Raw genomic sequence first — 24697 nt, forward strand, 5'->3', positions numbered from 1 at the left:
TTCAAACGGCATTCAGGATTAGGGTCGAAGCATGGCACGACGGGGTTCGTATGCGAAAGGCGTGGCGCGACGCGAGGAGATCCTCGAGAGCGCCCTCGACGTGATCGGACGCAAGGGTTACCAGAACGCGTCCCTCAAGGAGATCGCCGAAGTCGTCGGCGTCACCCCCGCTGCTCTCCTGCACTACTTCGGATCGAAGGAAGAGCTCTTCACCGAGGTGCTCCGCAAGCGCGACGAGCACGACGGCCTCGATCCCGCCGGGCTCAGCGACACCGAGGCCAGAGCCGCGTTCATCGGCGTGATCCGCCACAACACCGAGGTCCCGGGTCTCGTCGCCCTGTTCTCACGCCTCTCCGTGGATGCCGCCGACCCGGAACACCCCGCCCACGACTACTTCCTGGACCGCAGCGCGCGCCTGCGCGACTCCATCGCCGACAACTTCGGCGCCGACGACAGACGCTCCACTCTCGACCCGGACACGCTCGCGCGCGTGATCCAGGCGGCATCCGACGGGCTCCAGCTGCAATGGATGATCGACCCGACCGTCGATATGCCCGGCATCATGGGTGCCCTGATCGACGCCCTGCATCCGCCAGTGCCGCCGACCGTCGACTAGCCCTTCACGGCACCCCCGAGTCCGGCCGAGCGCAGGAACACCGACTGGAAGATCAGGAACATCGCGATCGGGATCAGGGTCGCGATCGCCAGCGCCGCCAGGAACACGTCGAGCTCGGTCTGAGACTGCACGGCGGGGAGACGCACCGACAGCGGTTGCACCGCAGGGTCGGGCAGCACGAGCATCGGCCACAGGTAGTCCTTCCACGCGGCGATGATCGCGAACACCGAGACCACGCCGAGGATCGGCTTCGACATCGGCAGCACGATCGACCAGAACAGCCGGAAAGGTCCGGCGCCATCGGTGCGGGCCGCCTCGAACACCTCCCGCGGGAGCGAATCGAAGAACCGCTTCACGAGCAGGATGTTGAACGCGTTCGCGCCCATCGGCAGCCAGACTGCGAGGTAGTTGTTGAGCAGGCTCACGTCCCCGAGCAGCGGCGGATGCACGATCGTCAGGTACAACGGCACAAGCAGCACGATGCCCGGGATGAACAGCGTCGCCAGCACCAGGGCGTTCAGGATCGGCGCGTACTTCGGGCGCAGCACCGACAGCGCGTAGCCCCCGGTCGTCGCGATGAGCAGCTGCACGAACCAGGCGCCGAGGGCGATGATCACCGTGTTGAAGAAGTACTGGTCGATCTGGATGTCGTTCCACGCGGTCGACAGGTTCTCCCAGTCCATGCCGTTCGGCCACAGGGCGAACGGCTGCTGCAGCGTGTCCTGGGTGGGGGTGATCGCCGACTTCGCGAGCCACAGGATCGGCCCGAGCCCGGCGACCACCAGTCCGACGGCGAGGAACACGTGCGTGAGCGACATCCCGATGCGGATGCCGGGCCGCCGACGTTCGGAGTCGGAGATGACGGTGCGGTCCCCGACGCGATCGGCGGCCTTCTCCGCCGCCTTCTCCGCGGCACGGGTCGAGAGGCGGGTGGTGAGGCTCACGTCGTGCTCCAACGGTCGGTCAGCTTGAAGTACAGCCAGGAGAGGAGGGCGAGGACGATCGCGAGCAGCACCGAGACGGCCGTCGCCTCGCCGTAGTCGCCGCCCAGGCTGTTGCGGAAGGCCTTGTCGTAGATGTACAGCAGCACGGTCTTGGTTGCTCCGGCCGGTCCACCGCCGGTGAACAGGAACGGCTCGAGGAAGACCTGCGCGGTGGCGATCACCTGCAGGATCAGCATGATGAAGAGGATGCCGCGCAGCTGGGGCAGCGTGACGTGCCAGATCTTCTTCCAGATGCCGGCGCCGTCGACCTCCGCGGCGTCGTAGAGCTCGGGCGGCACGCCCAGAAGCGCGGCGAGGTAGATGATGATCGACCCACCGGCGCCTGCCCACGTGGCCTCGAGCACGAGCGAGGGCATGGCCTGCACCGCGTCCTGGATCCACGGCTGTGGAGGGATGCCGACGAAGCCGAGCACGGTGTTGAACACCCCGGACGGGTCGGCGCTGTAGAAGAACTTCCACAGCAGCACCGCGACGACCGGCGGGATCACGACGGGCAGGTAGGCGAGCGCCGAGTAGATGCCCTTGCCACGACGCACCTCGCTCATCAGCACGGCCATCAGCAGCGGCAGCGGGAACCCGAAGAGCAGCGCGAGCACGGCGAACCAGAGCGTGTTGATCACGGCGCGGCCGAGCTCGGGGTCGCCGATCACGGCGAGGTAGTTGTCGAATCCGACCCACTCGGAGACGATCAGGTTCGTCTTCTGCAGGCTCATGATCACCGACTGCACGATCGGGGACCACGAGAAGAGCACGAACACGAACAGCATGGGGAGCACGAACAGCAGGTTCGCGAGCCCGCCGCCGCGGAACCAGGTGAGGGGCGAGCGGCGGCGGGAGGGGCGCACAGCGGGCGGCGGAGAGTCCTCCACCGCCGCCCGCTGCTCGGAGAGCGTCATCGTCATGAAGCGTTACTCGTCGAGCTTCGCCTGCGCGTCGGTCTGCACCTGAGCGAGCAGAGCGTCGATGTCGGCGTTCTGGTCGGTCAGGACCTTCTGCACCACGGTGTCGAGGAGGGCATACACCTCCTGCGTCTTCACCTTCGGCTCACCCACCGGCGTCTGGTCCCAGATGCGGTCGCTGAACGGCGCCATCTGCTCGACCGGGACGTTGATGTAGTCGGCGATCCACACCTGCGACTCGTCGTACAGCTCACGGCTGAGCACCGGGAGCAGCGGGGTGCCCACCGCCTGGCCGGACTCGTTCAGGGTCTTCGCATCGAGCACCGCCGCGTCCTCGTCCATCAGCTTCTGCATGTAGTACCAGTCGATCCACGTGACCGCCGCCTCCTTCGTCGCGTCGTCGACCGTGGGGCTGATCACCGCGATGTCACCGCCGCCGAGCGTGCCGGGGTCGTCGCCTTCCATGGGCACGACGGTCATGCCGTAGATGTCCGAGTCCATGCCGAAGTCGCGCACGAGGGCGGTGTAGATGTCGGAACCCGACGTGTACATGCCGATGTTGCCGGCGGCGAACTCCTGGTTGATCGTTCCCCAGTCGAGGTCGACCTTCGACCCGAACGAGCCGTCCTCCCACTTCACATCGTGCAGGAACTGCAGCGAGGCCTTGGTCGCATCGTTGTCGATCGTCGACTCGGCTGTGCCGTCTCCGTTGTCGGTCTGGGTGCGACCGCCGCGGGCGACGGTCTGCGAGGTGAGCTGCCACCCGCCGGTGTTGTTGATCGCCATCTGCGCGTACCCGGCCTTGCCCGTGGCATCCGTGATCTTCTTGGCTGCCTCGCGGATCTCGTCCCACGTCTCCGGCGGGTTGTCGGGGTCGAGCCCGGCCTGCTCGAACAGGTCGCGGTTGTAGTGCAGTGCGGCGGCGTATGCCTGACGCGGGAACCCGTAGATCTTGCCGTCGGCGCCGGTGACACCGTCGAGGATGATCGGGTTGAACTTGTCGGTGTAGCCGAGCTTCTCGATCGCGTCGGTCACGTCCATCAGCTGCCCGTTCTCGAGCAGCGTCTTCGAGTCGGTGAACGGCACGGTGAAGACGTCGGGCAGGCTTCCGCCGGCGAGCTGCACGGCGAAGGTCGGGCCCTCCCACTCGTACTCGACGCCGATGATGTCGATGTCGGGGTGTTCCTTCTCGAACTGCTTCTCCTGCGCGGCGAACGCATCGTAGGCCGCAGCGTCCGCTCCCGGGGGGAACGTCGCGACGCGCAGCTCGAGGCGTCCGTCGCCGCTGTCGCCGTCGCCGCTGGACGTGCAGCCGGCGAGCGCGCCGACTGTCGCGAGCACGGCGATGCCGGCGACCATGGCCTTCGTTGATGACTTCATTGTCTGTCCTTCCATGTGGTGCTGATCGGGTGGTGCAGGGCTACTTCGGCGCCCGGTGCGGGTGCGCGGGGACGGCTCGGAGGGCGAGCCAGGCTGTGGAGTCAGGAGGGAGCGCACCGTCGAGTGGCGCGCTGGCGAGGAGCACCCCGTGGTGCGCCGGCAGCGGCACGGGCGCGGACCCGAGGTTCGTGATGCTGAGCGTGCCGTCCCCTCTGCGGAACGCGAGCACGTCGGCGCCGAGCTCGAGCCACTCGAGGTCGTCTCCGGCGAGGTCGTCGAGTCGACGGCGCAGCGCGATCGTCGCGCGGTACAGGTTGAGGGTCGAGTCGGGGTCCCTGTGCTGCGCGTCGACCGTGAGCGCCTCCCAGTCCTCGGGCTGCGGAAGCCACGGGGCGCCGCCGAAGCCGTACGGCGTGGCCGTTCCGGACCAGGGCAGAGGCACGCGGCATCCGTCGCGCCCCGGGTCGACCCCGCCAGAGCGGAAGTGCATGGGGTCCTCGATCGCGTCGAGGGGCAGTTCCACTTCGGGAAGGCCGAGCTCATCGCCCTGGTAGATGTAGAGACTGCCCGGCAGCGCCGCGACGAGCAGCGCCGCGGCGCGAGCGCGGCTCGCGCCGCGTACGGCATCCGTCGCGGTGCCGAAGCGCTTGCGCTCGAACGCGAAAGAGGAATCGGCCTGTCCGTACCGGGTGACCGGACGCGTGACGTCGTGGTTCGAGAGCACCCAGGTCGCCGGCGCGCCGACCGGCGCGTGTTCGGCGAGCGTGCGGGTGATGGAGTCACGCATCGCCCTGGCGCTCCACGGCTGCGTCATGAATCCGAAGTTGAAAGCCGTGTGCATCTCGCCGGGGCGCAGATAGCGGGCGAAGCGCTCGGCGTCGTCGAGCCACACCTCGCCGACGAGCACCCTTTCGCCGTCGTACTCATCCGCGACGGACCGCCAGTCGCGGTAGATGTCGTGCAGCTCGTCGCGGTCGATGTGCGGGTGGCCGACCGTGGGAGCGGAGCCCGGCGGAAGGTCGGGAAGAGTTGGGTCCTTGACCGGGAGCGCCGCGGAGTCGATGCGGACGCCCGCGACGCCTCGGTCGAACCAGAATCGCAGGACGTCCTCGTGCTCACGCCGCACATCCGGGTGGTTCCAGTTCAGGTCCGGCTGTTCTGGGGTGAACAGGTGCAGATACCACTCGCCGTCGGAGCCGTCGGGGTTCTGCGTGCGCGACCAGGTCTCGCCCTGAAAGCTCGAGACCCAGTTGGTCGGGATGCCGTCACCATGCTCGCCCCGACCGGAGTGGAACCAGAAGCGCTCGCGCTCCGGGCTGCCGGGGCCGGCCGCCAGCGCCTGTCGGAACCACTCGTGCTGATCGGAGATGTGGTTGGGCACGATGTCGACGATCGTGCGGATGCCGAGTTCAAGCGCCTCCGCGATCAGGTGCTCCGCCTCTTCGAGGGTGCCGAAGCGGGGGTCGATGCGGCGGTAGTCCTGTACGTCGTAGCCGCCGTCCGCGAGCGGGCTCAGGTACCAGGGGGTGAACCAGAGCGCGTCGACGCCGAGGCTCTTCAGGTAGGGCAGCCGCGAGCGGACGCCGGCGAGATCTCCGATGCCGTCACCGTTGCCGTCCGCGAAGCTGCGCACGTACACCTGGTAGATGACGGCTGTGCGCCACCACCCCTCGCCCACGGGCATCGTCAAGGTGCGGGCCGGTGCCGCCGTGCGCAGAACGTCAGTGTCCACAGATCTCCTCGTCGTCGATGGCGATGAGTCGAATGTAGCTTTTCCGCGCGTTCCGTGCAAGAACTAAACAGAATGTTGGAAAATTGCGATGGCTTACATGCGCGCACAAGGACGGCTCGGGGCCGTCCGCAGCTCAGATCAGCGCAGCGGGCCCGTCGAGGCTCGCAGCACCAGCTCGGGCTCGAACAGCAGTTCGTCGCTCGGCTGGGCCGTGCCGGCGATCTGCGCGAGCAGCAGGGCGATCACGGCGCGCCCCATGGACTCGATCGGTTGTCGCACCGTCGTCAGCGGAGGTTCGGTGCAACTCATCAGCGCCGAGTCGTCGAACCCGACGATGCTCACGTCCCCCGGCACGGAAAGTCCGGCTCGCCGCGCCGCGCGTACGGCCCCGAGTGCCATCGGGTCGCTCGCGCACACGATCGCGGTCGCGCCGGCAGCGAAGAGGCGCGAGGCCCCTGCCTGCCCGGACTCGAGCGAGTACATGCCGCGCACCACGAGCTCGTCGGACAGCGGTGCCCCGAGCGCATCCAGCAGTCGGCGCGCGGACTCGAGCTTGCGGCGGGAGGGGACGTGGTCCTCCGGCCCCAGGAGCAGTCCGATCCTCCGATGCCCGAGCTGGTGCACATGCAGCACGGCCTGTTCCGCCGCGGCGGCGTCGTCGGTCGACACCGTCGCGAAGTGCAGCTCGGCGACGCGGGCGTTGACGAGCACGGTCGGCAGGTTCACCTGGCGCAGCCGCTCGTAGTGCTCATGTGCGGCGTCCGCCTGCGTGTAATTCCCGCCGAGGAAGATGACGCCCGAGACCTGCTGCGCGAGGAGGAGGTCGACGTAGTCCGACTCGGTCACTCCGCCGGCGTTCTGGGTGCACAGCAGAGGCGTGTAGCCGTTCTGGGTGAGTGCGCCGCCGACGATCTCGGCGAACGCGGGGAAAATCGGGTTCTGCAGTTCGGGGAGCACGAGTCCGACGAGGCGGGCACGCTCGCCCCGGAGCTTGGTCGGCCGCTCGTAGCCGAGCACGTCGAGGGCGGTGAGGACCGCCTGCCGGGTGGCGTCGGAGACCCCCGGCTTCTCGTTGAGCACGCGGCTGACCGTTGCCTCGCTCACACCGACCTTGCGGGCCACCTCTGCCAGTCGCTTCGACATGCAGTCAGTGTACGCAAATCCTTGCAAGAACGCGCAAGCAGTTTGCGCGTTCTCGCGAAGGACTCAGCGGACGTTGCCGTTGGAGCAGGTCTGCTGCGCCGCGGAGTTGCCCTTGATCGAATCGGGCAGCGCCACGACGTTGTCAGGCGTCGCTGCCGGGTCGGGAGTCGCTGCCGGATCCGTTGCCGGCTGCTCGACTGGCGCCGTCGGCTCCTGCACGACCACGCCGTCGTTCTTGTTGTTCTCGTGCGTGATCTGCAGCTGTGCATTCGCATCGAGTGCGTCCCAGAGCGCCGAGGCGGCGGTGTAGTTGGGAACGACCTTGTTGGGGTTGGCCGAGTCCGTCCCGTTCGGGTACTGCACGAAGACGATGTCCTCGAACGGCACCGACTTGACCGCGAGGGCGATCTGCACGAGCGTCATCGGGTTCGTGAGCGACTCACTCGGCTCCAGATTCTGGATCGCGGTGTTCGCGAGCTTCAGCATCACGGGGACGTTGCCGAGCACTTCCCCGCTGATCATCTTGCGTGCCAGGCTCGACATGTACTGCTGCTGGTTGCCGATGCGGCCCAGGTCGCTGCCGTCACCGACACCGTGACGCGTGCGCAGGAACTGCAGCGCCTGCAGACCCTCGACCGTGTGGGTTCCCGCAGCCATGTCCAGTCCGGTGTAGCGGTCCTTGATCGGGTTGGCGAGGCAGACGTCGACGCCGCCGATCGCATTGGTGATCTCGATCACGCCGCCGAAGGTGACGCCGGCCGCGAACTGGATCTCCTGATCGGTGAGCTCGGAGATCGTCTTCACGACGCAGTTCAGGCCGCCGTCGGTGTAGGCGGTGTTGAGCGGCTGCTTGCTCATCGCGGAGGTGGCGTTGCCGTTCTTGTCGGTGCACGAGGGGATCGGCACCATCAGGTCACGAGGGAAACTGACGACCGTGATGCGTCGCGGTTCCTGCGAGACGTGGACGAGCAGGTTCACGTCGTTGAGCGTTCCCTCGGCGTCCGAGCCGGAGCAACGAGCACCGAAGAGGTCCTTGTACTTCTCCTCACAGGTGTCGACGCCTGTGAGGACCATGTTGAAGCCGCCCTCGTACTCGCCGATGTCCGGTGGGATGGGGTCCTGACCCTCGATCTCGACCGCGTTCGCCGAGACCGTGCTCGTGAGATCGTAGAAGACGTAGGCACCGACCCCGAGTCCGCTCACCAGCACCACCGCGAGACCGATCGCGATGAACTTCAACAGCTGGCCGACGGTGCCAGGAGTGCCCAGCTGACCATGGCGCGCGATCGTGTGACGGCGTCGGGTGTTCTGGCTCACTCGGGTCCTTTCGGATCAAGCGCCGGTGCGGGGGGCACCGTGCTCACATGCGGAGGGTGTGGGATTCGAACCCACGAGACATCTCTGCCCACTGGTTTTCAAGACCAGCTCCATCGGCCGCTCGGACAACCCTCCCGACAGATGCTTCTGTCGACCAGGCGTGAGTCTAGCCGAGTTCTATTCTCCTGCGCTGACCTGGGCGGGGGCTGGAAGCGTGTCGAGAGCCCGCGCGAGGCCGCCGTCGACGACATCTGCGGTGACCTCGCCCGCCGCTTCCTTCACCACGTCGGGGGCCTGCCCCATCGCCACCGCTCGTCCGCCGAGCGAGCGGGCCCAGCCGAACATCCCGATGTCGTTGCGTCCGTCGCCGGCGACGAAGATGCGGCCCTCGTCGAGCCCGAGTTCCGTGCGCACCTGTTCCAACGCCGTGCCCTTGTCGACACCCTGCGGTGCGATGTCGAGCCACGCGGTCCACCCGATCGCGTAGGACACCTCGTTGAGACCGGCATCCGCCACCAGACGGTGGAAGTCCTCTTCGTCGTGACCGGGAGAGACGACGACGATACGCGAGACGGGGAGCTCCCCGAGCTCGTCGAAGTCGACCTGCCGGCCGCCGTCGAGAGTCCAGTCGTCGAGCTGCTCGGTGAACAGTCGCTGGCCCGAGGCGAGTTCGACCATGTATCGGGCATCGGGAAGACGCTCGCGCAGCAGACCGAGGACAGGGGTCGGATCGAAGGTCTCGACGTTCCAGCGCTCCCAGTCGTCGCCGGAGCGCCGCATCGTCACCGCGCCGTTGGAGCACACCACGTAGTCGGCGGTCAGGCCGAGCTCCTCGACATAGCGTCGCGTGGCCATCCAACTGCGCCCTGTGGCGATGGTGACGACGTTCCCGCCGTCGCGCACCCTGGCGATGGCTTCCGGAACGCCGGGGCTCATCGTCTCGTCCTGCAGCAGGATCGTCCCGTCGACGTCGAGGCCGACCAGCCAGGGTCCTGTCATCGGGCGGCCCGCCCGGCCGCGAGGGGCTCGATCACTTCGAGGCCGCCGAGATACGGCCGCAGAACCTCCGGCACGCGCACCGAGCCGTCGGCCTGCTGGTGCGTCTCGAGCAGGGCGACGATCCAGCGGGTGGTGGCGAGAGTGCCGTTCAGGGTGGCCACGTGCTGCGTCTTGGCCGTGCCCTGGCCCGCGGGATCGGCCGCGTCGACGGCCGGGCGGTGACGCACGTCGAGCCGTCGCGCCTGATAGGTCGTGCAGTTCGAGGTCGAGGTGAGTTCACGGAACGCGCCCTGCGTGGGGACCCACGCCTCGATGTCGTACTTGCGTGCCGCGCTCGATCCGAGGTCTCCGGCCGCGACGTCGATCACGCGATAGGCGAGGCCGAGCGAGGTCAGCATCTCCTCCTGCAGCGCGACGAGGCGCAGGTGCTCGGCTTCCGCCTCTTCCGCGGTCGTGTAGACGAACATCTCGAGCTTGTTGAACTGGTGCACGCGGATGATGCCGCGGGTGTCCTTGCCATGCGATCCGGCCTCTCGCCGGTAGCAGGTCGACCAGCCGGCATAACGGAGGGCACCATCGGACAGGTCGACGATCTCGTCTTTGTGGTAGCCGGCGAGGGCGACCTCGCTGGTGCCCACCAGGTACAGGTCGTCATCCTTGTCGAGGTGGTAGACCTCGTCGGCGTGCTCGCCGAGGAACCCGGTGCCCTGCATGATCTCCGGACGAACGAGCGTCGGGGTGATCAGCGGCACGAATCCGTTCTGCAGCGCTTTGTCGAGCGCCAGGTTCATCAACGCGATCTCGAGGCGCGCGCCGATGCCGCGCAGGAAGTAGAAACGGGCGCCCGACACTTTGGCGCCGCGTTCCATATCGATCGCACCGAGGAGTTCACCGAGCTCGAGGTGGTCCTTCGGCTCGAAATCGAAAGCCGGCACGTCGCCGACACGACGCAGCTCGACGAAGTCCGCCTCGCCGCCGGCGGGGACACCGTCGATCACCACGTTCTCGATTCGAGCGAGTGCGGCTGCCGCTGCGTCCGCAGCCTCGTTCGCCGCATGCTGAGCCTGCTTGACACGCTCCGCGAGGTCTTTCGCCTGCGCGACCAGCGCCGCCTTCTCCTCCTTGGGGGCCTTCGCGACCTGCTTGCCGAAGGCGTTCTGCTCGGCGCGCAGCTCTTCGAAAGCGGACAGCGCGGACCTGCGCGATCGATCGGCCTCGAGAGCGACGTCGACGGTGCTCTGGTCGTTTCCACGAGCAGTCTGCGAACGGCGGACGATCTCCGGGTTTTCGCGGAGGAGTGCGAGGTCGATCATCCACCAAGTCTACGGTGAACGCCCGGGCGCGCCGGATGCGAGGACCGCCAGGAGTCACCTGCTCCGGATCGACGGGGCGGGTCTTTCCCGGTTTAGAGTAGCGCCATGACATCCAGCGCACCCGTCCAGCGACAGGCGGCGCTCGTCTACAACCCCATCAAGGTCGACGGCAAGCATCTCCGCGCCACAGTGCGCGACCTCTCGCGCGAAGCAGGATGGGCGCATCCGGCGTTCTATCCCACGACGCTCGAGGATGCCGGGCAGCTTGCCACTGCGCAGGCTCTGGAGCGCGGGGTGGACGTCGTGCTGGTCGCCGGAGGCGATGGCACGGTGCGGGCGGTGTCCGAGGCGATCGCGAACAGCGGGGTGCCGTTGGCGATCCTGCCCAGCGGCACCGGAAACCTGCTGGCCCGCAATCTCGGCCTCCCCCTCGGTGACCCGACCGAGATGATCCGCGCCGCGCTCGGCGACTTCCGGCATCCGATCGACATCGGCTGGGCCCGCCTCACACGAGAAGACGGCGAGGAGGCCCAACACGCCTTCGTGGTGCTGGCGGGCATGGGGCTCGACGCCGACATGATCGCGAACACCCGATCCGACCTGAAGAAGTCCGTGGGATGGATCGCGTACGTCGACGGTGCCGCCCGCTCACTGCCGCGCGCGAAGCCGTTCCGGGCCGTCTACCAGGTCGATGACGGACGCCTGCACTCGCACCGCGCGTACAGCCTGCTCTTCGCGAACTGCGGCACTCTCCCCGCCGGCATCTCCCTGATCCCCGACGCATCGATCACCGACGCCGCCCTGGACGTCGCCGTCATCCAGCCGACCGGCATGTTCGGCTGGTTCGGGGTCTGGCGGAAGATCTGGTGGGACAACTCCGTGCTCCGCCGCTTCCGCGCCGGACGCCGGGTACTCGAGCACCGCGGTAAGAACGCCTCGGTGCACTACTTCCACGGTGCCGCCGCCGAAGCCGCAGCACCCGAGCCCATCCCGATCGAACTCGACGGCGACGAGTTCGGTGAAGCGGTGCGCATCACCTGCTGGGCTGATCCTGGGGCTCTGCTCCTGGCACTGCCGTCAGGCCACCCGGTGCACATCCTCTGAGAGCCGCGGCCCCTGACGCTCAGCGGACCTCGACCGTGCCGTCGAGCCCGCCGCCGACGAGGGTCAGAGTGAAGGCCGCCTCGTCGTCGACCGTGTCATCGCCGAAGGAGAGGATGGTCGCACGCGGTCCCATGTCCATCGTGCACACCTGGTTCGCGTCAGTCACGAACGTCGCGGTCCCGGCGTTCCCCGAGCCCTCCAGTGTGTCGACGACCGGCGGGCAGGACGAGGATCCCCAGGTCAGCAGAACGAGGCCGCCGTCGTCGAACCAGCCGGCCGATGGCAGATACTCGGTGGGCGTCCCGGGCGTACCCGTCGCCGCCGGATCGCCGTCGAGGTCCACATCGTCGGTGATGTCACCGTAGGTGACGTTCATGGTGATGTCGGCCTTCGGGTCCACGCCTTCCGGCAGCGTGCCCAGGCTCGCGCGCGGCGCGAGATCCTTCGTGCAGGGCTTCGAAGCCTCGCCCTCCGCGTCGACGAGGGTGACGGTCACGGTCTGTCCTTCCGCGGTGACCTGGTCGACCTGCGGCACGCAGGTGGAGGAGCCCACCGTGATGACGGCGAACATGCGTCCTTCGTCGAGCAGTGCACCCTCGACGTCGTTCTGATCGTCGATGCCGGCGCTCGGGGCTGGAGAGCTGGTCGGCGTCTGCGCGCCCGGACCGGCAGTGCACCCTGCGATGAGGAGCGCAGCGGCGACGACGCCCATGACGGAAACGAGAGGACGAAGTGCGGAGGTCATGGTCACAGGGTAGCCCTCACGAAGTTCGTGCGGATAGCCTGCGTCGCCTACTGCAGCGCGGAGGTGAGGCGGGCGAGGTTGTCGAGCACCGTCGAACGAAGCGGCTGCTGCATCCACTCCTCCAGCGTCAGCTCTCGGCTGAGCGAGCGGTACTTGTCTTCGACCTCGCGCATCTCGGCGACGAACTCCTCGCCTCGCACCAGCATCGAGACCTCGAGGTTCAGACCGAAGGAGCGCATGTCCATGTTGCTCGATCCGATCACGGCGACCTCATCGTCGATGGTCAGCGTCTTGGTGTGCAGGATGTACGGCTTGCGATACATCCAGATGCGGACTCCGGCCTTGAGCAGCACCTCGTAGTAGCTGCGCTGGGCGTGGTACACCATCGCTTGGTCGCCCTCTTCCGACACGAACAGCTCGACGTGCACGCCGCGGTCCACGGCCGCGGTGACCGCGAGCAGCAGCGCCTCGTCCGGGACGAAGTAGGGGCTGACGATCATGATCTTCTTCTTCGCCGCATAGAGCAGGCTGAGGAAGAGCCGGAGGTTGTTCTCGACCTCGAAACCGGGACCGGACGGGACGACCTGGCAGTCGAGGTCACCGGAGCCGATGTTCGCGTGAGCGATGTCGATGCCCTCGAGGACGGTGTCGGTCTCGCTGTACCAGTCCGCGACGAAGATCGCGTTCACGCTCAGCACGACCGGGCCGTCCAGACGCACCATCAGGTCGACCCAGTGCAGACCGCGCTTGATGTTCTTCGGCAGGTTGTAGGTCGAATCGGTGATGTTCTGCGATCCGAGGAACGCGATGTTGCCGTCGACGACGAGGAGCTTGCGGTGGTTGCGCAGATCGGGGCGCTGCATCTTGCCCTTGAGCGGCTGCACCGGGAGCATCAGATGCCAGTCGGCGCCCATCGCATTGAGGCGCGCGATGGTCTGCTTGTAGCGGGGCTTGCCGCGGTTGGCCCAGTGGTCCAGGAGCACGCGGACCTCGACACCACGGGCGCAGACCTCTTCCAGCGCCCGGAAGAAGTTGTCGGTCGACGTGTCGGACTGCAGGATGTAGAACTCGACGTGCACATACTCCTGCGCCGTGCGGATCGCCTGCGCCATCTCATCGAGGGACTCCTGGTAGTCCGAGATGAGGTGGGCGCCGTTGTCGCCCGAGAGCGGGAGGGCGCCGAGCTTCTGATTCATCTGCACGATCGGCCCGAACCACGCGGGTGCGTTCGGGCGGAGCGTGCCGAAATGCAGGTGCTCGCTGGTCTCGGCGATGTACTCGTTGATCTGATCCTGTTTGCGCCGACGCGCGCGGGGAAGGCGCGGGTTGCCGATCACGAGGAACAGGAAGACACCGACGAACGGTATGAAGAACACGGCCAGCAGCCATGCCATCGCCGCCGTGGGACGCCTGTTGCGGGGGATGACGATGATGGCCGTGACACGGATGATGATGTCGAGCACCACGAGGAAGGCGGCGATCCACCATCCCCAGGTCTCCGCAGTCATCGTGCCCCCTCGCCACCGCAGTGACCATCACAGCCGAGGCGCACCCGAACAGGTGCGCTGGCTTCACAGTAGCCGATGGGTCGGACTCAGGCGCGCGGCGGGAGGCCTCGCGCGGCGCGCTCCTCAGCCTCGATCTGCGCGTGCACCTTGCGCTCGGTCCGGTCGAAGCGGAGAATGCCGCGGACCACGAGGAAGAACACGATGCTCACTCCGACGGTCGGCAGAAGCGACCATGCCGCGGCGAGCCAGAAGTTGTCCATCACCCCATGGTACGCGAGCCACTGTTCGTGCACATTTCGGCGTTCACAGGAACTCCGTCCACAGGGTCCTCTTTCGCGCTCGGCGGGCTTCGCCCTCGACGACACTCTCGGGATGACAACAGTTCTCCGAGCCTCCGATTCCGCCGCTTTCCTCGGCATCGTCCCGTCCCTCGCGGGCTTCACGCCCCGTCGGAGCATCGTGCTCCTCCCTTTCCGAGGCAGCCGCACCGACGGAGCCATGCGTCTCGATCTCCCGCAGGAGAAGGCTGACCTCGAGGTCTATGCCGACGCCGCCGTCGGCCTCGTCGCCCGCGTCACAGCGACGGATGCCGTCGCGGTCGTCGTCTACACCGATGAGGAGTCGCACCCGACGCGAGACGGTCTCGTCCTCCCCCACGCGGTCGCCGTCGACGAGCTGTTGGGGTGCGCAGAGGAGGCGGGCCTCCGCATCGTCGACGCTCTCTGCGTGACCCCCTCCGGGTGGTCGAGCTACCTCGACGAGGAGCCCGAGCTGGGGCCGTTGGCGCAGATCCGCACTCCCGCCGATCTACCGCTGTCGACCGACGTGTCCGGAGACCAGAGCGTCGGGGCGGATCTCCCGCACGTCGACCTCGCCGAGAAGGAACGTGTGGGGACCGCGTCGCTCGAGCTCGCGGCGTTCCTCGATCGGAAGGGTCGAGGTCGACTGACGAGTCGGGATGATCCGCGGCTCATCGCCGCGCTCGTCCTGCTCGACGATGTTCCGGCCTTCTACGAGTCGGTGCTGGCGGCACCCGACGCTCTGCCCCCGTTCGCGACGGCCACGCTGCTGTGGTGCCTCGAGCAGCCCCTTTTGCGGGACGTCGCCATCGCTCAGTGGGCGACCGACCTGGCAGGCGGCGTGCGCACCCTCGCTGCACAGACCGCGTTCGAGGCATCCGGGGTGATGATCCCCGACGAGGTGGGTGAGGTGTTCCTCGGGCGCGGCCCCACTCCCGACACCGACCGCCTCCGACGCGCCCTCACCGCCGCACGCGAAGCGGCGGCACGGGCTCCGAGGCTCTCGCGATCCGCACCCCTCACCGTGGCGGCGTGGTTGTCATGGGCTCTGGGACGCGCCAGCCACGCGGGCCGATACCTCGAGATGGTGCGAGAGATCGACCCGCACTATTCACTGGCCGCGCTCCTGGAGACCATGATCGGCGGAGCGATACTCCCGGAGTGGGCGTTCCGTCGCCACTCGGCGCAGTGACCGTCGGTGATCGTGTTACTTGACCAGGGGGAACAGGATGGTCTCACGAATGCCCAGGCCGGTGATCGCCATCAGCAGGCGGTCGATCCCCATGCCCATTCCTCCGGACGGCGGCATGCCGTGCTCGAGGGCCCGCAGGAACTCTTCGTCGACCGGCATCGCCTCGACGTCACCGCGTGCGGCGAGTTTGGCCTGTTCCACGAAGCGCTCGCGTTGGATCACGGGGTCGACCAGTTCGGAGTACCCGGTCGCCAGCTCGAAGCCACGGATGTACAGATCCCACTTCTCCACGACACCCGCGATCGAGCGGTGTTCACGGACCAGGGGCGACGTATCGACGGGGAAATCCATCACGAACGTGGGGCGGACGAGGTCGCCCTTCACGAAATGCTCCCACAGTTCCTCGACGAGCTTGCCGTGAGTGGCCTGCGGAGGCAGATCGACGTCGTTGGCCTCGGCGAACGCGACCAGGTCTTCGACCGAGTCCTGCGGAGTGATGGTGCGCCCGGATGCGGCCGACAGCGACTCGTACATCGAGATGCGATCCCACTCGCCGCCGAGCTCATACTCGGTACCGTCGGCCCAGGTCACGGTCGTGGAGCCGGCGACGGCGATCGCCGCGTTCTGCACGAGCTCCTGTGTGAGGGCGGCCATCTGGTTGTAGTCGCCATACGCCTGGTAGGCCTCGAGCATCGCGAACTCGGGGCTGTGTGTAGAGTCGGCTCCCTCGTTGCGGAAGTTCCGGTTGATCTCGTAGACGCGCTCGATCCCGCCGACGACAGCGCGCTTGAGGTACAGCTCGGGTGCGATGCGCAGGTACAGCTCGGTGTCGAACGCGTTCGAGTGCGTGATGAACGGGCGGGCAGAGGCCCCGCCGTGCTGCACCTGCAGCATCGGGGTCTCCACCTCGAGGTAGTCATGGCTGGTGAACGTCGAACGCAGGCTCGCATTCACGGCGGCGCGCGCGCGGACCGTCGTGCGCGCCTGCTCGCGCACGATCAGGTCGAGGTAGCGGCTGCGTACGCGGCCCTCCTCGCTGAGTTCGGAGTAGGCATTGGGGAGCGGCAGGATCGCCTTCGCCGCGATCGTCCAGTCGTCCGCCATGATCGACAGCTCGCCGCGGCGACTGGAGATGACTTCACCGTGCACGAAGACGTGGTCCCCCAGGTCGACGTACTCCTTCCAGTCGGCCAGCGACTCCTCGCCGACGTTCGCCAGGGAGATCATGGCCTGGATGCGCGAGCCGTCACCCGCCTGCAGAGTGGCGAAGCAGAGCTTGCCGGTGTTGCGACTGAACACCACACGACCCGCGACTCCGACGATGACACCGGTTTCGGCGCCGGCCTCGAGCTCGCCGTACTCGGCGCGCAGCGCGGGAATCGTGTGCGTGACGGGAACGGCGACCGGGAACGCCCCGCCGCCCGCATCCGCCCGCTTCTCGATCAGGCGCTCGCGCTTGGCGAGGCGCACGGCCTTCTGCTCGTGGACGTCCTCTTCGAGGGAAGGGTCGGTCGAGGCCGATTCGGGCGCGGCGGACGCGTCAGTCATGTGGGGGGCTCCTTGGAAGTCCCTCCCAGTTTACCGAGGCGGCATCCCGCTGCTTGGCGCACGCTGGGTAGCCTCGAAGAATGGCCCACACACGGATCCTCCGCGCGTTCGCTGCCCTCTCCCTCGCGATGGTGGCGGTCCTCGCCCCTGCCGCCGCGCAGGCCGCGTCCGACGGGCCCGCGTCGCACCTGGCTGCGCCCCGGCCCGCGGACGTCCCCACCGATGTCGACGATTTCTCCTACAGCTCGTGGGATGCCGTCTACGAGATCGGTCTCGACGACGAGGGCCGCGCCCGCATGCGCGTGACGGAGACCCTCGTTGCCCGCTTCCCCGACGTCGACCAGAATCGCGGCATCGTCCGCGGACTCGCGACTTCATACGAAGGGGCGAGCATCGAGACGACGATCCTGTCCGTGACCGACAGCAACGGGGCGGACGTGCCCTACGAGACGGACGAGGAGGACGGGCTCCTCTACGTGCTGACGGGTAACGACGACGACTTCGTGCGGGGCCTCACCACCTACGTCATCGAGTACGAGATGCGCGACGTGATCCTCGCGACCGATCGGTCCGAGGGTTCGTCCGCTCCCCCGGCAGACGAGTTCTACTGGGACCTGCTCCCCCTCGACAGCACGCAGCCCATCGACCGGTTCCGCGCAGAGATCGTGTTCGATCCTGCGATGAGCAACGCACTCAACGGTGCCACCCGCTGCTACTCCGGCCCTTCCGGCTCGAAGGAGGAGTGCGAGCTGGAGGGTCCGACCACCGACGGCCGCAGCGCGACCTTCCGTGTCGAATCGGGGCCTCGTCCCGCCGGTGACGGGGTGACGGTGGCCATCGGTTTCGAACCGGGCACCGCCACGCAGCCGCTCGCCCGGACACCGGATCCGGTCGCCGACGTCGCACCGATCGTCGCTGCGGTCGGCGCTCTCGGACTCGCCGCCGGCAGCTGGGTGGCGGTGTCGGCCTTCGCGCGCAGACGGCGAGCCGCTACCGGCATCGTGGTCGCCCAGTACGACGTGCCGGACTCGCTGCCCCCGCTGCTCGCCGCTGCCGTCGTTCCCGGGGCCGAAGACGTGATCCCGTCCGAGATCGTGCACCTCGCCGTCCGTGGCATGCTGCGCATCGAAGAGGGGACGGAGGAAGACGAGCCTCGCGTTCGTCGTCTCGGCGAGGCACACAGCCCCGACCAGCTCGACGTCGACGCCCTCGAAGCGCTCTTCCTCGATGCGGACGCCGACGGGGTGGTCGATCTCCCCGCCGCCGACGAAGCCTTCGCCGCTCGGATGACGGCACTCCAGCACCGAGGCACGACCGAGGCGCAGAGCCGCGGACTCACCGAGAAGGCACGCAGTCGAAGTGCTGTGATCCTGCAGTGGTGTGCGATCGGCCTCGCCGTCGTCGGCTTGGCGTTCGGGATCTGGAGCGCCGCCAGCGGACGCCTGTCCGCGATCCCTGCACTCGTCGTGATCTCCATCGGGGCTTTCCTCGTGCTGCTCTCCAGCGTCTATCCGTTCTCGAAGCACACGGTGCTCACCGTCGAAGGCGCACGCACCTACGAGTATCTGCAGGGAGTGAAGGAGTTCATCCGGGTCGCCGACGCCGATCGCCTGCGCATGCTCCAGTCGTACACCGGAGCCGAACGTCGCGCCGACGGCACCGCCGACGTCATCCACGTGTACGAACGGCTTCTCCCCTACGCGATCCTGTTCGGGATGGAACGCGAGTGGGGTGATGTGCTCGAGAAGGCCTACGCGAGCGCGGAGCGCGGCGCATCCTGGATCGGCGACCCGGCATCGTTCGCACTCCGGACGCAGCTCGCCTCGTTCGTGGCATCGTCGCACTCAGCCGCGACGTACTCGGCCCCCTCGGCGGGCTCTTCGTCGAGTGCCGGAGGGGCATTCGGCGGCGGGTTCTCCGGGGGCGGCGGAGGCGGCGGCTTCTCCGGCGGACGGTGAGTCCCACTGGCGCCCGCATCCGGGGTACCGCCGCGGAAGCTTCAGATCAGCGGGGGTGCGTCGGAGGCTTCGCGCAGCGCGCGCTCGACGGTCGACTGCACCAACGCCGAGAGGTAGCCGCCGGGGTTCTCCACGCCGATCTCCCGTAGTCGCGCGGTCGACTGTCCGATGATCGACCGCGAGAACTCGGTGGCTGTCGCGATCGCATCGGCGTAGGCCGGGCGATCCGCCTCCGCGATCACGACGGGCTCGCACCCCATCTCCACGGCGAGGGCCTGGGCGATCGGCAGCACGGCGACCGGAGCGGTCACCGCGGCGAACCCGGCATGCAGCTGCCGAAGGTCGATCGACGTCCCTGTGAAGGTGATCGCGGGATGCACGGCGAGGGGGATCGCCCCGCGTTCGGCTGCCGGGCGCAGCACGTCGATGCCGTAGCCGGGGTCGGTGTGCAGCACGAGCTGGCCGATCTGCCAGCCGCCCACCTCGGCGATGCCCGCGACGAGCGACGGCAGCTGCTCGGTGGGTACCGCGATGATCACGAGCTCGGCGCGACGCACGACCTCCAGGGCATCGAGAACCGGCACGTCCGGCAGCACGGCCGAGGCGCGTTCGTCGTCGGATCCGCTGGTGATCCCGATCACGGCATGTCCTGCACCGCCGAGCGCCGCCCCGACGACCGGCCCTACGCGCCCTGCCCCGATGATGCCGACGCCGAGGCGTCCGTCACGCGCCATCGTCGCGCCTCGTCCGCCGGAGCAGCGGGGGTGCGGGAGGAGCTGCCGGCGGAGCAGCCGGGAAGTTCGGAGGCACCTGCGGACCCTCCGGAGCGTTCTCCGCGGGCGCTGCCGGTACACCCGAAGGCGGTCCCACCGGAGATGCCGGCGGAAGCACCGGAAGCACCGGAGGCGCCGGCGTGTCGACCGGCGGTGCAGGCGGCGATACGGGCGGGGCGGGCGGCCCTGCCTGTCCGGGGACGGGGAAGACCGGCGGCGGGCCGGTGTACGCCGGCGGGGCCGGAGGCGCTGCGACGGGAATCTCCGTCGCGTGCGCACTCCAGCGGTGGGTGGTGTCGCGAGACGCCGCCTCCGCTGCCGCGCGGCTGACCTCGTCGACCAGAGCCAGCGCATCGGCACGTTCGAGACCCGAGAGGTACCCGGTGATCGGGCCGGGGACCGTGTGCACCTGTGCGCCGGAAACCCGCTGGTGCCGGTCGATCGGTCCCTGGCTGAGCGAGACCCCCTGCAGACGTGCCAGCGGGAACACGGCGAGCTTGCGCCAGACGTTTCCGCGGCGCAGCAGCAGACCGAAGTCGGCGACGAGGTAGCCGTGTCGCTTCCAGGAGAACGGACGCCGCCACGCTGCACGCCGTGGCATCGTCCGATACGCGTCGCCATCGGCGGGACCCACGACGCCCTGATCCCAGAGGAACGGGATGCTCTCCCCAGGAACGTCGGGGAGCACCAGCGCGAGCACGCGTTCGACATCGGCGCGTTTGCCGACGGGCAGCACCACGTTGAACTGCTGTCCGCTTCCCGACGACTGCTGGGCTGCGCTCTTGCCGCTCATACGGTTGATCTTGATCGTCCACCACCCGAACGGGCGCCACAGCAGCGACTGCGACACCTCCACCGCGAAGATGCGTCCCGGCGGGAGCGTCTCGGTCACGGTCGTGAGAAGACCGTAGGTGATGCGCACGCCGTCAGGAGTCGGAGCGATCGAGTAGCGCAGCGACTTCGAGATCTGCGCCCAGGTGATACCGACCACGGCGATGACCATGGGGACGCCCATGCCGAGACCCAGCCCGAGGAGGACGAAACCTCCATCCGAGTTGCCATCGGCCAGCATCCCGATCAACGCGCTGCCGATCGCGATCGCGAAGATCGCTCCGAAGAAGACGAACCACAGCAGCCCGGAGATCAGCTGCGAGCCCACAAGCCGGCCGGTCGGGATCTTCACGACGCTCTCGGGGACGACATCGGCGAGGTCGACGCCGGAGATGAGGCCGTTGACACCCGCGTTCATCGAACCGACCAGCTGCGCCCGGGCGGATGTCGGACCGGGCGCGGCCGACGTTGCCGCCGGGTTCAGCGCGGCGTCGCGCGCCGCACGAGCACCCGATGCCAGACGCAGGATGTCGGCACGCACCGACTCTGCGCGGGGCGTCGCGAGGTATTCGAGCTCGACGTTCGCGTCGTTGCCGGCTCCGACCACCTCGAGCTTCGCGAGACCGATGATGCGGGCGGGGAACGGGCGTGTCAGGTTCACGCCCTGCACGCGGTCGAGAGGTGCGCGGCGGTGCGAGCGGAAGATGATTCCCTTGCGGACCTCGACGTGATCGCCGGTGATCCGGAACTGCTGGAAGCGCCAGACGAACCAGAAGATCAGCACCAGCACGACCACGAGCCCGAGCACGCTGAGGAGCGCGACCAGGATCAGGTTGTTCGAGAGCACCCAATCGACAGGATCGGCACCGGCGTAGTCGCCGTAGTGCGCTTCTTCGGGCGTGAAGATGCCCACGGCCCAGGTGATCAGGCGATCCCGCATGTTCGCGATGACGATACCCGCGATGATGATCAGCGCGAGCCCGCCCTTGAAGAGCGGGGTGAGGGGGTGCATGCGGTGCCACTCACCGTTCGCGAGCGTCGTGGAACCCTCCTCGACGGGCAGGGGCGCGCTCGGCATGAAAGGGGGCTGCTGCTCGCTCACAGGCCGGTCCGACGGGTCTCGGCGACCTGGATGAGGGTGTCGCGCAGCGCCTCGGCCGCCCCCTGCGTCAGACCGGGGATCTGCACGCCGGTCGTCGCGGCGGCCGTGACCATCTTGAGTTGGGCGATGCCGAACGCGCGGTCGAGCGGCCCCTGCGTGATGTCGACCAGCTGCATGCGACCGTAGGGGACGGCGATCATGCGCTGCCACAGGATGCCCTTGCGGAAGACGATGTCGTCGGCGCGGAGCATGTAGCCGATCGCCTTCGCCTGGCGCGGGAGGATGATGAGGGCGAACACGGTGATGAGCAGGATGATCCCGGCGGGGATCCACACCCACTGCTGATTCAGCACGACGTTCAGCACGACGGCGGCGATCGCGACGATCGCGATGAAGATCACGTTCTGCACGATCTGCGACACGACATAGCGCGGCGAGATCTGGTGCCACGTGCCGTCGAGTTCGAGGCGGGCCTCGTTGCGTGCCGTGCGCAGCTGGGTGTACGTCCCCCTGTCGAGGGCGTCGAGGTCAGTGCCCTCCGCCGGGTTCAGGGGCGCGGTCTCTGGGTTCTGAGTCATCAGGATCCTTCGGCAGGGTGCAGAACTGCTCGGCGACGAGCGCGGCGATCACGAGGACGATCGCGCTTCCGATCAGGGCCAGCATGGCCACAGTCGACCCTACCTGCGGAATGACGGGACGTGACAGGAGGAACACGAGCAGCCCGGCTCCGAACCCCGCCATGATGGCGCCGAGCAGACTCGAGGCCCGCGCGAGTGTCGCCGCTCTGAGTGCGCGGAAGGGATCGATGCGGATGCCCGACCGCACGCTGCGCCGCACCGGCCAGGCGACCCCGAGGGAGGCTGCGCCGATCAGCAGGAGGAGCACCGGAAGCAGGAGCGAGGGGGTGAACGTGACACGTCCCGATGCCGTCAACAGGTGATCGAGCAGGAACCCGCCCCCGCCGGCGAGCAGTGCGAGGACGACGAGCACGCCCGCAGAGGTGCGTCTCATCCCTCGCTCCGGGCCCGCAGTTCCGCCACGAGGTCGGCGACTCTGCCCCGGCCGAGCATCACCGCGTCCTGGTCGACATCCAGCCACGGTTCGAGCACGAAGAGGCGTTCGGCAGCGCGCGGATGCGGCAGCTGCAGACGCGGTTCGTCGGAGATGATCTCGCCGTACGCGATCAGGTCGAGGTCGAGCGTGCGGTCGCCCCAGCGCTCCCGTCGCTCTCGGCCGTTCTCGTCCTCGATGGCGTGCAGCATCCCGAGAAGGATCTCGGGAGCGAGGCGCGTGGTCACCAGAGCCACGGCGTTGACGTAGCCGGGTGCCTCGGGATCGGGCCCGTCGAGCCGGAGGGCGACGGTCTCGAACAACCGGGAGAGGCGCACCTCGCTGACCAGCGGGAGCCGCGCGATCCTCTCGGCGGCCGCCCTGATCGTGTCGTGGCGGTCGCCGAGGTTCGCGCCGAGGGCGACGACCGCGGTGGTCTCCGGACGTCCGGGACGAGGCGCGGGCATGTCGGGCGGGTTCGCGAGGTTGCGGCTCATACGGTCGTGTCCTCCAGCGCGTCAGGCGTTCGGCGGCGATGCACGGTGACCGCCACATCGGTGAAGTCCAGAGCGATCGGCGCATGCGGCTTGTGCACGGTCACGACGACGTCCTGCACCCGACGGTCTTCGAGACCGACGGCGGCGATCCTCTCGGCGAGCGTCTCGATCAGGTTCACCGGTTCCCCGGCCACGACCGCAGCCACCTTCTCGGCGAGCTCTCCGTAGTGCACGGTGTCCCTCACGTCGTCGGAGACGGCAGCCTGCGCGAGCGACAACCGCAGACGAAGATCGATCGTGAACTCCTGCCCGTCGCGGCGTTCGTGCTCGAAGACACCATGACGACCGAAGACGGTCAGACCGGTGAGGACGATCTCGTCGAGGGACTCCATGCTTCTAGCGTACGGGGCCACCCCGATGCGCCCTCAGCCTTCCCAGGCGTGCGCGATCGCGAGGGCGTCGCGCGTGCTCGCCACATCATGCACACGCACGGCCCAGACTCCGGCCCTGACCGCGAGAGCACTGGTCACAGCGGTAGCGAGGTCGCGTCGAGACTCCGACACGTCACCGTCGCTCTCGGCTTCCCGGCGCAGTGCTTCGGCGAGGAACCGCTTGCGCGATGTGCCGATGAGCACGCGCGGCCCGAGGGCGACGATCTCGTCGAGCCCCCGCAGCACCTCCCAGTTCTGCGCGCCCGCCTTGGCGAACCCGATACCCGGGTCGACGATCAGGCGCGATGGGGCGATTCCGGAGGCCGCCGCCTCGCCGATGCGCTCCTGCAGCTCCCCCGCGACCTCGCGGGCGACGCGACGGTACTCGGCGTTCGCGTACATGTCGGCGGAGAAGCCACGCCAATGACCGATCGCGAAATCGGCCCCGGACTCCGCGACGGCCGCGCGCATCTCGGGATCGGCGAGCCCTCCGGAGACGTCGTTCACGATCCTGGCGCCCGCCCGCACGGCCGCAGCCGCCGTCGATGCGCTGAGCGTGTCGATGCTCACGGGAACACCCGCGGCAGCGAGCTGTTCGATCACGGGGATGACGCGCTGCTGTTCGGCCTCGTCGCCGACGCGGTCGGCGCCCGGCCTGGTCGATTCTCCGCCCACATCGAGCACAGCCGCACCCTCGGCTCGCAGTCGCAGTCCGTGGGCGACCGCGCGATCGACGTCGAGATAGCGTCCGCCATCGCTGAACGAATCGGGCGTCACGTTGACGATGCCCCAGATCCCGGTCATCAGCGCGCCGCACCCCCGAGAGGCACCGACGCGCCGATCAGGGTGATGAGCTCCGCTCGGGCGACGGCGTCCGTGTACTCTCCGCGCGCCGCGATAGTGAGCGTCGATGCCTCGGTCTGCCGCCCGCCGCGCATCGTGACGCACCCGTGTGCCGCATCGAGCACGACCAGCACCCCGCGGGTGTCGAGGTGCTCTGCGATCGTGTCGGCGATCTGCTCCCCGAGGCGCTCCTGCACTTGAGGACGTGCCGCGAGGATCTCGACGACGCGCACCAGCGCTCCGAGCCCCACGACCTGCTCCCCGGGGAGGTAGGCGATATGCGCATGACCGGCGAAGGGCAGCAGATGGTGCTCGCAGACGGAGCGGAAGCGGATGTCGCGCAGCAGCACGGCTCCGGAGGGCAGGGTATCCGGTGCGGGGCCGCGGGAGACGCTGATGGTGCGCGCGAGCGG

General features: G+C 68.2%; 24 protein-coding genes and 1 tRNA gene. 4 read left to right on the forward strand and 21 right to left on the reverse strand.

Annotation, left to right across the window (positions count from 1 at the left end):
- The first annotated feature begins 31 nt into the window (after positions 1–31).
- The gene (locus L687_RS23200; protein ID WP_021198180.1) at positions 32–616 is read left to right on the forward strand and encodes a TetR/AcrR family transcriptional regulator; all 585 of its coding nucleotides are present in this window, start codon (positions 32–34) and stop codon (positions 614–616) included.
- Here the strand turns inward: L687_RS23200 and L687_RS23205 are convergent.
- From L687_RS23205 to serS, 9 genes are all read right to left on the reverse strand, one after another.
- Positions 613–1560: a carbohydrate ABC transporter permease gene (locus tag L687_RS23205; RefSeq protein ID WP_021198181.1), complete on the reverse strand. Its 948-nt coding sequence runs from the start codon at positions 1558–1560 to the stop codon at positions 613–615. The two genes, L687_RS23200 and L687_RS23205, sit on opposite strands and share 4 nt — an antisense overlap.
- Entirely contained in the window at positions 1557–2522 is a 966-nt protein-coding gene (locus L687_RS23210; RefSeq protein ID WP_021198182.1) for a carbohydrate ABC transporter permease, read from the reverse strand. The genes L687_RS23205 and L687_RS23210 overlap by 4 nt, the downstream gene beginning before the upstream one ends.
- Before the next feature lie 6 nt (positions 2523–2528).
- Positions 2529–3899, reverse strand: coding sequence for an extracellular solute-binding protein (locus L687_RS23215; RefSeq protein ID WP_031206650.1), 1371 nt, complete (start codon positions 3897–3899; stop codon positions 2529–2531).
- A gap of 40 nt (positions 3900–3939) precedes the next feature.
- Positions 3940–5583: a glycoside hydrolase family 13 protein gene (locus tag L687_RS23220; protein ID WP_046398840.1), complete on the reverse strand. Its 1644-nt coding sequence runs from the start codon at positions 5581–5583 to the stop codon at positions 3940–3942.
- A 186-nt stretch (positions 5584–5769) separates the two neighbouring features.
- Positions 5770–6774, reverse strand: a complete 1005-nt coding sequence (locus L687_RS23225) for a LacI family DNA-binding transcriptional regulator (RefSeq protein WP_021198185.1) — start codon at positions 6772–6774, stop codon at positions 5770–5772.
- 63 nt (positions 6775–6837) lie between these two features.
- Positions 6838–8091, reverse strand: a complete 1254-nt coding sequence (locus L687_RS23230) for an LCP family protein (RefSeq protein ID WP_021198186.1) — start codon at positions 8089–8091, stop codon at positions 6838–6840.
- Positions 8092–8141: 50 nt separating this feature from the next.
- Positions 8142–8226: transfer RNA gene (locus L687_RS23235), tRNA-Ser, on the reverse strand.
- 42 nt (positions 8227–8268) lie between these two features.
- Positions 8269–9090: an HAD family hydrolase gene (locus L687_RS23240; RefSeq protein ID WP_021198187.1), complete on the reverse strand. Its 822-nt coding sequence runs from the start codon at positions 9088–9090 to the stop codon at positions 8269–8271.
- Positions 9087–10403: a serine--tRNA ligase gene (gene serS, locus L687_RS23245; protein ID WP_021198188.1), complete on the reverse strand. Its 1317-nt coding sequence runs from the start codon at positions 10401–10403 to the stop codon at positions 9087–9089. Before serS ends, L687_RS23240 begins: the two co-directional genes overlap by 4 nt.
- Before the next feature lie 105 nt (positions 10404–10508).
- Here serS and L687_RS23250 point away from each other — a divergent pair, with 105 nt between their 5' ends.
- Positions 10509–11507: a diacylglycerol/lipid kinase family protein gene (locus L687_RS23250; RefSeq protein WP_021198189.1), complete on the forward strand. Its 999-nt coding sequence runs from the start codon at positions 10509–10511 to the stop codon at positions 11505–11507.
- A gap of 19 nt (positions 11508–11526) precedes the next feature.
- Here the strand turns inward: L687_RS23250 and L687_RS23255 are convergent, their stop codons facing one another.
- From L687_RS23255 to L687_RS42640, 3 genes are all read right to left on the reverse strand, one after another.
- Positions 11527–12252: a hypothetical protein gene (locus L687_RS23255; protein ID WP_021198190.1), complete on the reverse strand. Its 726-nt coding sequence runs from the start codon at positions 12250–12252 to the stop codon at positions 11527–11529.
- A gap of 47 nt (positions 12253–12299) precedes the next feature.
- Positions 12300–13760, reverse strand: a complete 1461-nt coding sequence (gene cls / locus L687_RS23260) for a cardiolipin synthase (protein ID WP_021198191.1) — start codon at positions 13758–13760, stop codon at positions 12300–12302.
- A gap of 86 nt (positions 13761–13846) precedes the next feature.
- On the reverse strand, positions 13847–14020 hold the full coding sequence (locus L687_RS42640; RefSeq protein ID WP_021198192.1) for a hypothetical protein: 174 nt from the start codon (positions 14018–14020) through the stop codon (positions 13847–13849).
- A gap of 112 nt (positions 14021–14132) precedes the next feature.
- On the opposite strand from L687_RS42640, the gene L687_RS23265 reads away from it, so the two are divergent.
- Positions 14133–15251: a DUF4192 family protein gene (locus L687_RS23265; protein WP_021198193.1), complete on the forward strand. Its 1119-nt coding sequence runs from the start codon at positions 14133–14135 to the stop codon at positions 15249–15251.
- A gap of 15 nt (positions 15252–15266) precedes the next feature.
- Here the strand turns inward: L687_RS23265 and lysS are convergent, their stop codons facing one another.
- Positions 15267–16799 (reverse strand): lysine--tRNA ligase, encoded by a 1533-nt coding sequence (gene lysS, locus L687_RS23270; RefSeq protein ID WP_021198194.1) that lies wholly within the window; start codon positions 16797–16799, stop codon positions 15267–15269.
- Between the two features lie 80 nt (positions 16800–16879).
- Here lysS and L687_RS23275 point away from each other — a divergent pair, with 80 nt between their 5' ends.
- The gene (locus L687_RS23275; protein WP_021198195.1) at positions 16880–18757 is read left to right on the forward strand and encodes a DUF2207 domain-containing protein; all 1878 of its coding nucleotides are present in this window, start codon (positions 16880–16882) and stop codon (positions 18755–18757) included.
- A 41-nt stretch (positions 18758–18798) separates the two neighbouring features.
- Here L687_RS23275 and L687_RS23280 read toward each other — a convergent pair whose 3' ends face one another.
- The 8 genes from L687_RS23280 to folE all read right to left on the reverse strand — a co-directional run.
- Positions 18799–19491 carry a DUF2520 domain-containing protein gene (locus L687_RS23280; protein ID WP_021198196.1) on the reverse strand — a complete coding sequence of 231 codons (693 nt, stop codon included), beginning with the start codon at positions 19489–19491 and terminating at the stop codon, positions 18799–18801.
- Positions 19481–21439 (reverse strand): PH domain-containing protein, encoded by a 1959-nt coding sequence (locus L687_RS23285; RefSeq protein WP_021198197.1) that lies wholly within the window; start codon positions 21437–21439, stop codon positions 19481–19483. The genes L687_RS23280 and L687_RS23285 overlap by 11 nt, the downstream gene beginning before the upstream one ends.
- A gap of 20 nt (positions 21440–21459) precedes the next feature.
- The gene (locus L687_RS23290; RefSeq protein ID WP_021198198.1) at positions 21460–22041 is read right to left on the reverse strand and encodes a PH domain-containing protein; all 582 of its coding nucleotides are present in this window, start codon (positions 22039–22041) and stop codon (positions 21460–21462) included.
- Positions 21992–22474, reverse strand: a complete 483-nt coding sequence (locus L687_RS23295; protein ID WP_021198199.1) for a DUF3180 domain-containing protein — start codon at positions 22472–22474, stop codon at positions 21992–21994. Before L687_RS23295 ends, L687_RS23290 begins: the two co-directional genes overlap by 50 nt.
- A complete protein-coding gene (gene folK, locus L687_RS23300; RefSeq protein ID WP_021198200.1) occupies positions 22471–23010 on the reverse strand; it encodes a 2-amino-4-hydroxy-6-hydroxymethyldihydropteridine diphosphokinase in 540 nt (179 codons plus the stop codon). The genes L687_RS23295 and folK overlap by 4 nt, the downstream gene beginning before the upstream one ends.
- Complete coding sequence (folB, locus tag L687_RS23305) at positions 23007–23402, reverse strand: dihydroneopterin aldolase (protein ID WP_021198201.1); 396 nt, start codon at positions 23400–23402, stop codon at positions 23007–23009. Before folB ends, folK begins: the two co-directional genes overlap by 4 nt.
- A 33-nt stretch (positions 23403–23435) precedes the next feature.
- Positions 23436–24245: a dihydropteroate synthase gene (gene folP, locus L687_RS23310; RefSeq protein WP_021198202.1), complete on the reverse strand. Its 810-nt coding sequence runs from the start codon at positions 24243–24245 to the stop codon at positions 23436–23438.
- Positions 24245–24697, reverse strand: a 453-nt coding sequence (gene folE, locus L687_RS23315; protein WP_021198203.1) for a GTP cyclohydrolase I, incomplete at its 5' end; no start/stop codon positions are given. The genes folE and folP, both read right to left, overlap by 1 nt.

The sequence above is a fragment of the Microbacterium maritypicum MF109 genome (assembly GCF_000455825.1).
In the GTDB taxonomy this organism is placed as follows: domain Bacteria; phylum Actinomycetota; class Actinomycetes; order Actinomycetales; family Microbacteriaceae; genus Microbacterium; species Microbacterium maritypicum_A.

Bases quoted from the DNA above. Each gene is read 5' to 3' on its own strand.
- L687_RS23255 (WP_021198190.1), bottom strand. From the start codon at position 12,252: ATGACCTCCGCACTTCGTCCTCTCGTTTCCGTCATGGGCGTCGTCGCC.
- L687_RS23240 (WP_021198187.1), bottom strand. From the start codon at position 9,090: ATGACAGGACCCTGGCTGGTCGGCCTCGACGTCGACGGGACGATCCTG.
- L687_RS23295 (WP_021198199.1), bottom strand. From the start codon at position 22,474: ATGAGACGCACCTCTGCGGGCGTGCTCGTCGTCCTCGCACTGCTCGCC.
- L687_RS23285 (WP_021198197.1), bottom strand. From the start codon at position 21,439: ATGCCGAGCGCGCCCCTGCCCGTCGAGGAGGGTTCCACGACGCTCGCG.
- L687_RS23210 (WP_021198182.1), bottom strand. From the start codon at position 2,522: ATGACGATGACGCTCTCCGAGCAGCGGGCGGCGGTGGAGGACTCTCCG.
- folK (WP_021198200.1), bottom strand. From the start codon at position 23,010: ATGAGCCGCAACCTCGCGAACCCGCCCGACATGCCCGCGCCTCGTCCC.
- serS (WP_021198188.1), bottom strand. From the start codon at position 10,403: ATGATCGACCTCGCACTCCTCCGCGAAAACCCGGAGATCGTCCGCCGT.
- cls (WP_021198191.1), bottom strand. From the start codon at position 13,760: ATGACTGCGGAGACCTGGGGATGGTGGATCGCCGCCTTCCTCGTGGTG.
- L687_RS42640 (WP_021198192.1), bottom strand. From the start codon at position 14,020: ATGGACAACTTCTGGCTCGCCGCGGCATGGTCGCTTCTGCCGACCGTC.
- folP (WP_021198202.1), bottom strand. From the start codon at position 24,245: ATGACCGGGATCTGGGGCATCGTCAACGTGACGCCCGATTCGTTCAGC.
- L687_RS23200 (WP_021198180.1), top strand. From the start codon at position 32: ATGGCACGACGGGGTTCGTATGCGAAAGGCGTGGCGCGACGCGAGGAG.
- L687_RS23280 (WP_021198196.1), bottom strand. From the start codon at position 19,491: ATGGCGCGTGACGGACGCCTCGGCGTCGGCATCATCGGGGCAGGGCGC.
- lysS (WP_021198194.1), bottom strand. From the start codon at position 16,799: ATGACTGACGCGTCCGCCGCGCCCGAATCGGCCTCGACCGACCCTTCC.
- L687_RS23250 (WP_021198189.1), top strand. From the start codon at position 10,509: ATGACATCCAGCGCACCCGTCCAGCGACAGGCGGCGCTCGTCTACAAC.
- folB (WP_021198201.1), bottom strand. From the start codon at position 23,402: ATGGAGTCCCTCGACGAGATCGTCCTCACCGGTCTGACCGTCTTCGGT.
- L687_RS23220 (WP_046398840.1), bottom strand. From the start codon at position 5,583: ATGCCCGTGGGCGAGGGGTGGTGGCGCACAGCCGTCATCTACCAGGTG.
- L687_RS23215 (WP_031206650.1), bottom strand. From the start codon at position 3,899: ATGAAGTCATCAACGAAGGCCATGGTCGCCGGCATCGCCGTGCTCGCG.
- L687_RS23275 (WP_021198195.1), top strand. From the start codon at position 16,880: ATGGCCCACACACGGATCCTCCGCGCGTTCGCTGCCCTCTCCCTCGCG.
- L687_RS23290 (WP_021198198.1), bottom strand. From the start codon at position 22,041: ATGACTCAGAACCCAGAGACCGCGCCCCTGAACCCGGCGGAGGGCACT.
- L687_RS23225 (WP_021198185.1), bottom strand. From the start codon at position 6,774: ATGTCGAAGCGACTGGCAGAGGTGGCCCGCAAGGTCGGTGTGAGCGAG.
- L687_RS23265 (WP_021198193.1), top strand. From the start codon at position 14,133: ATGACAACAGTTCTCCGAGCCTCCGATTCCGCCGCTTTCCTCGGCATC.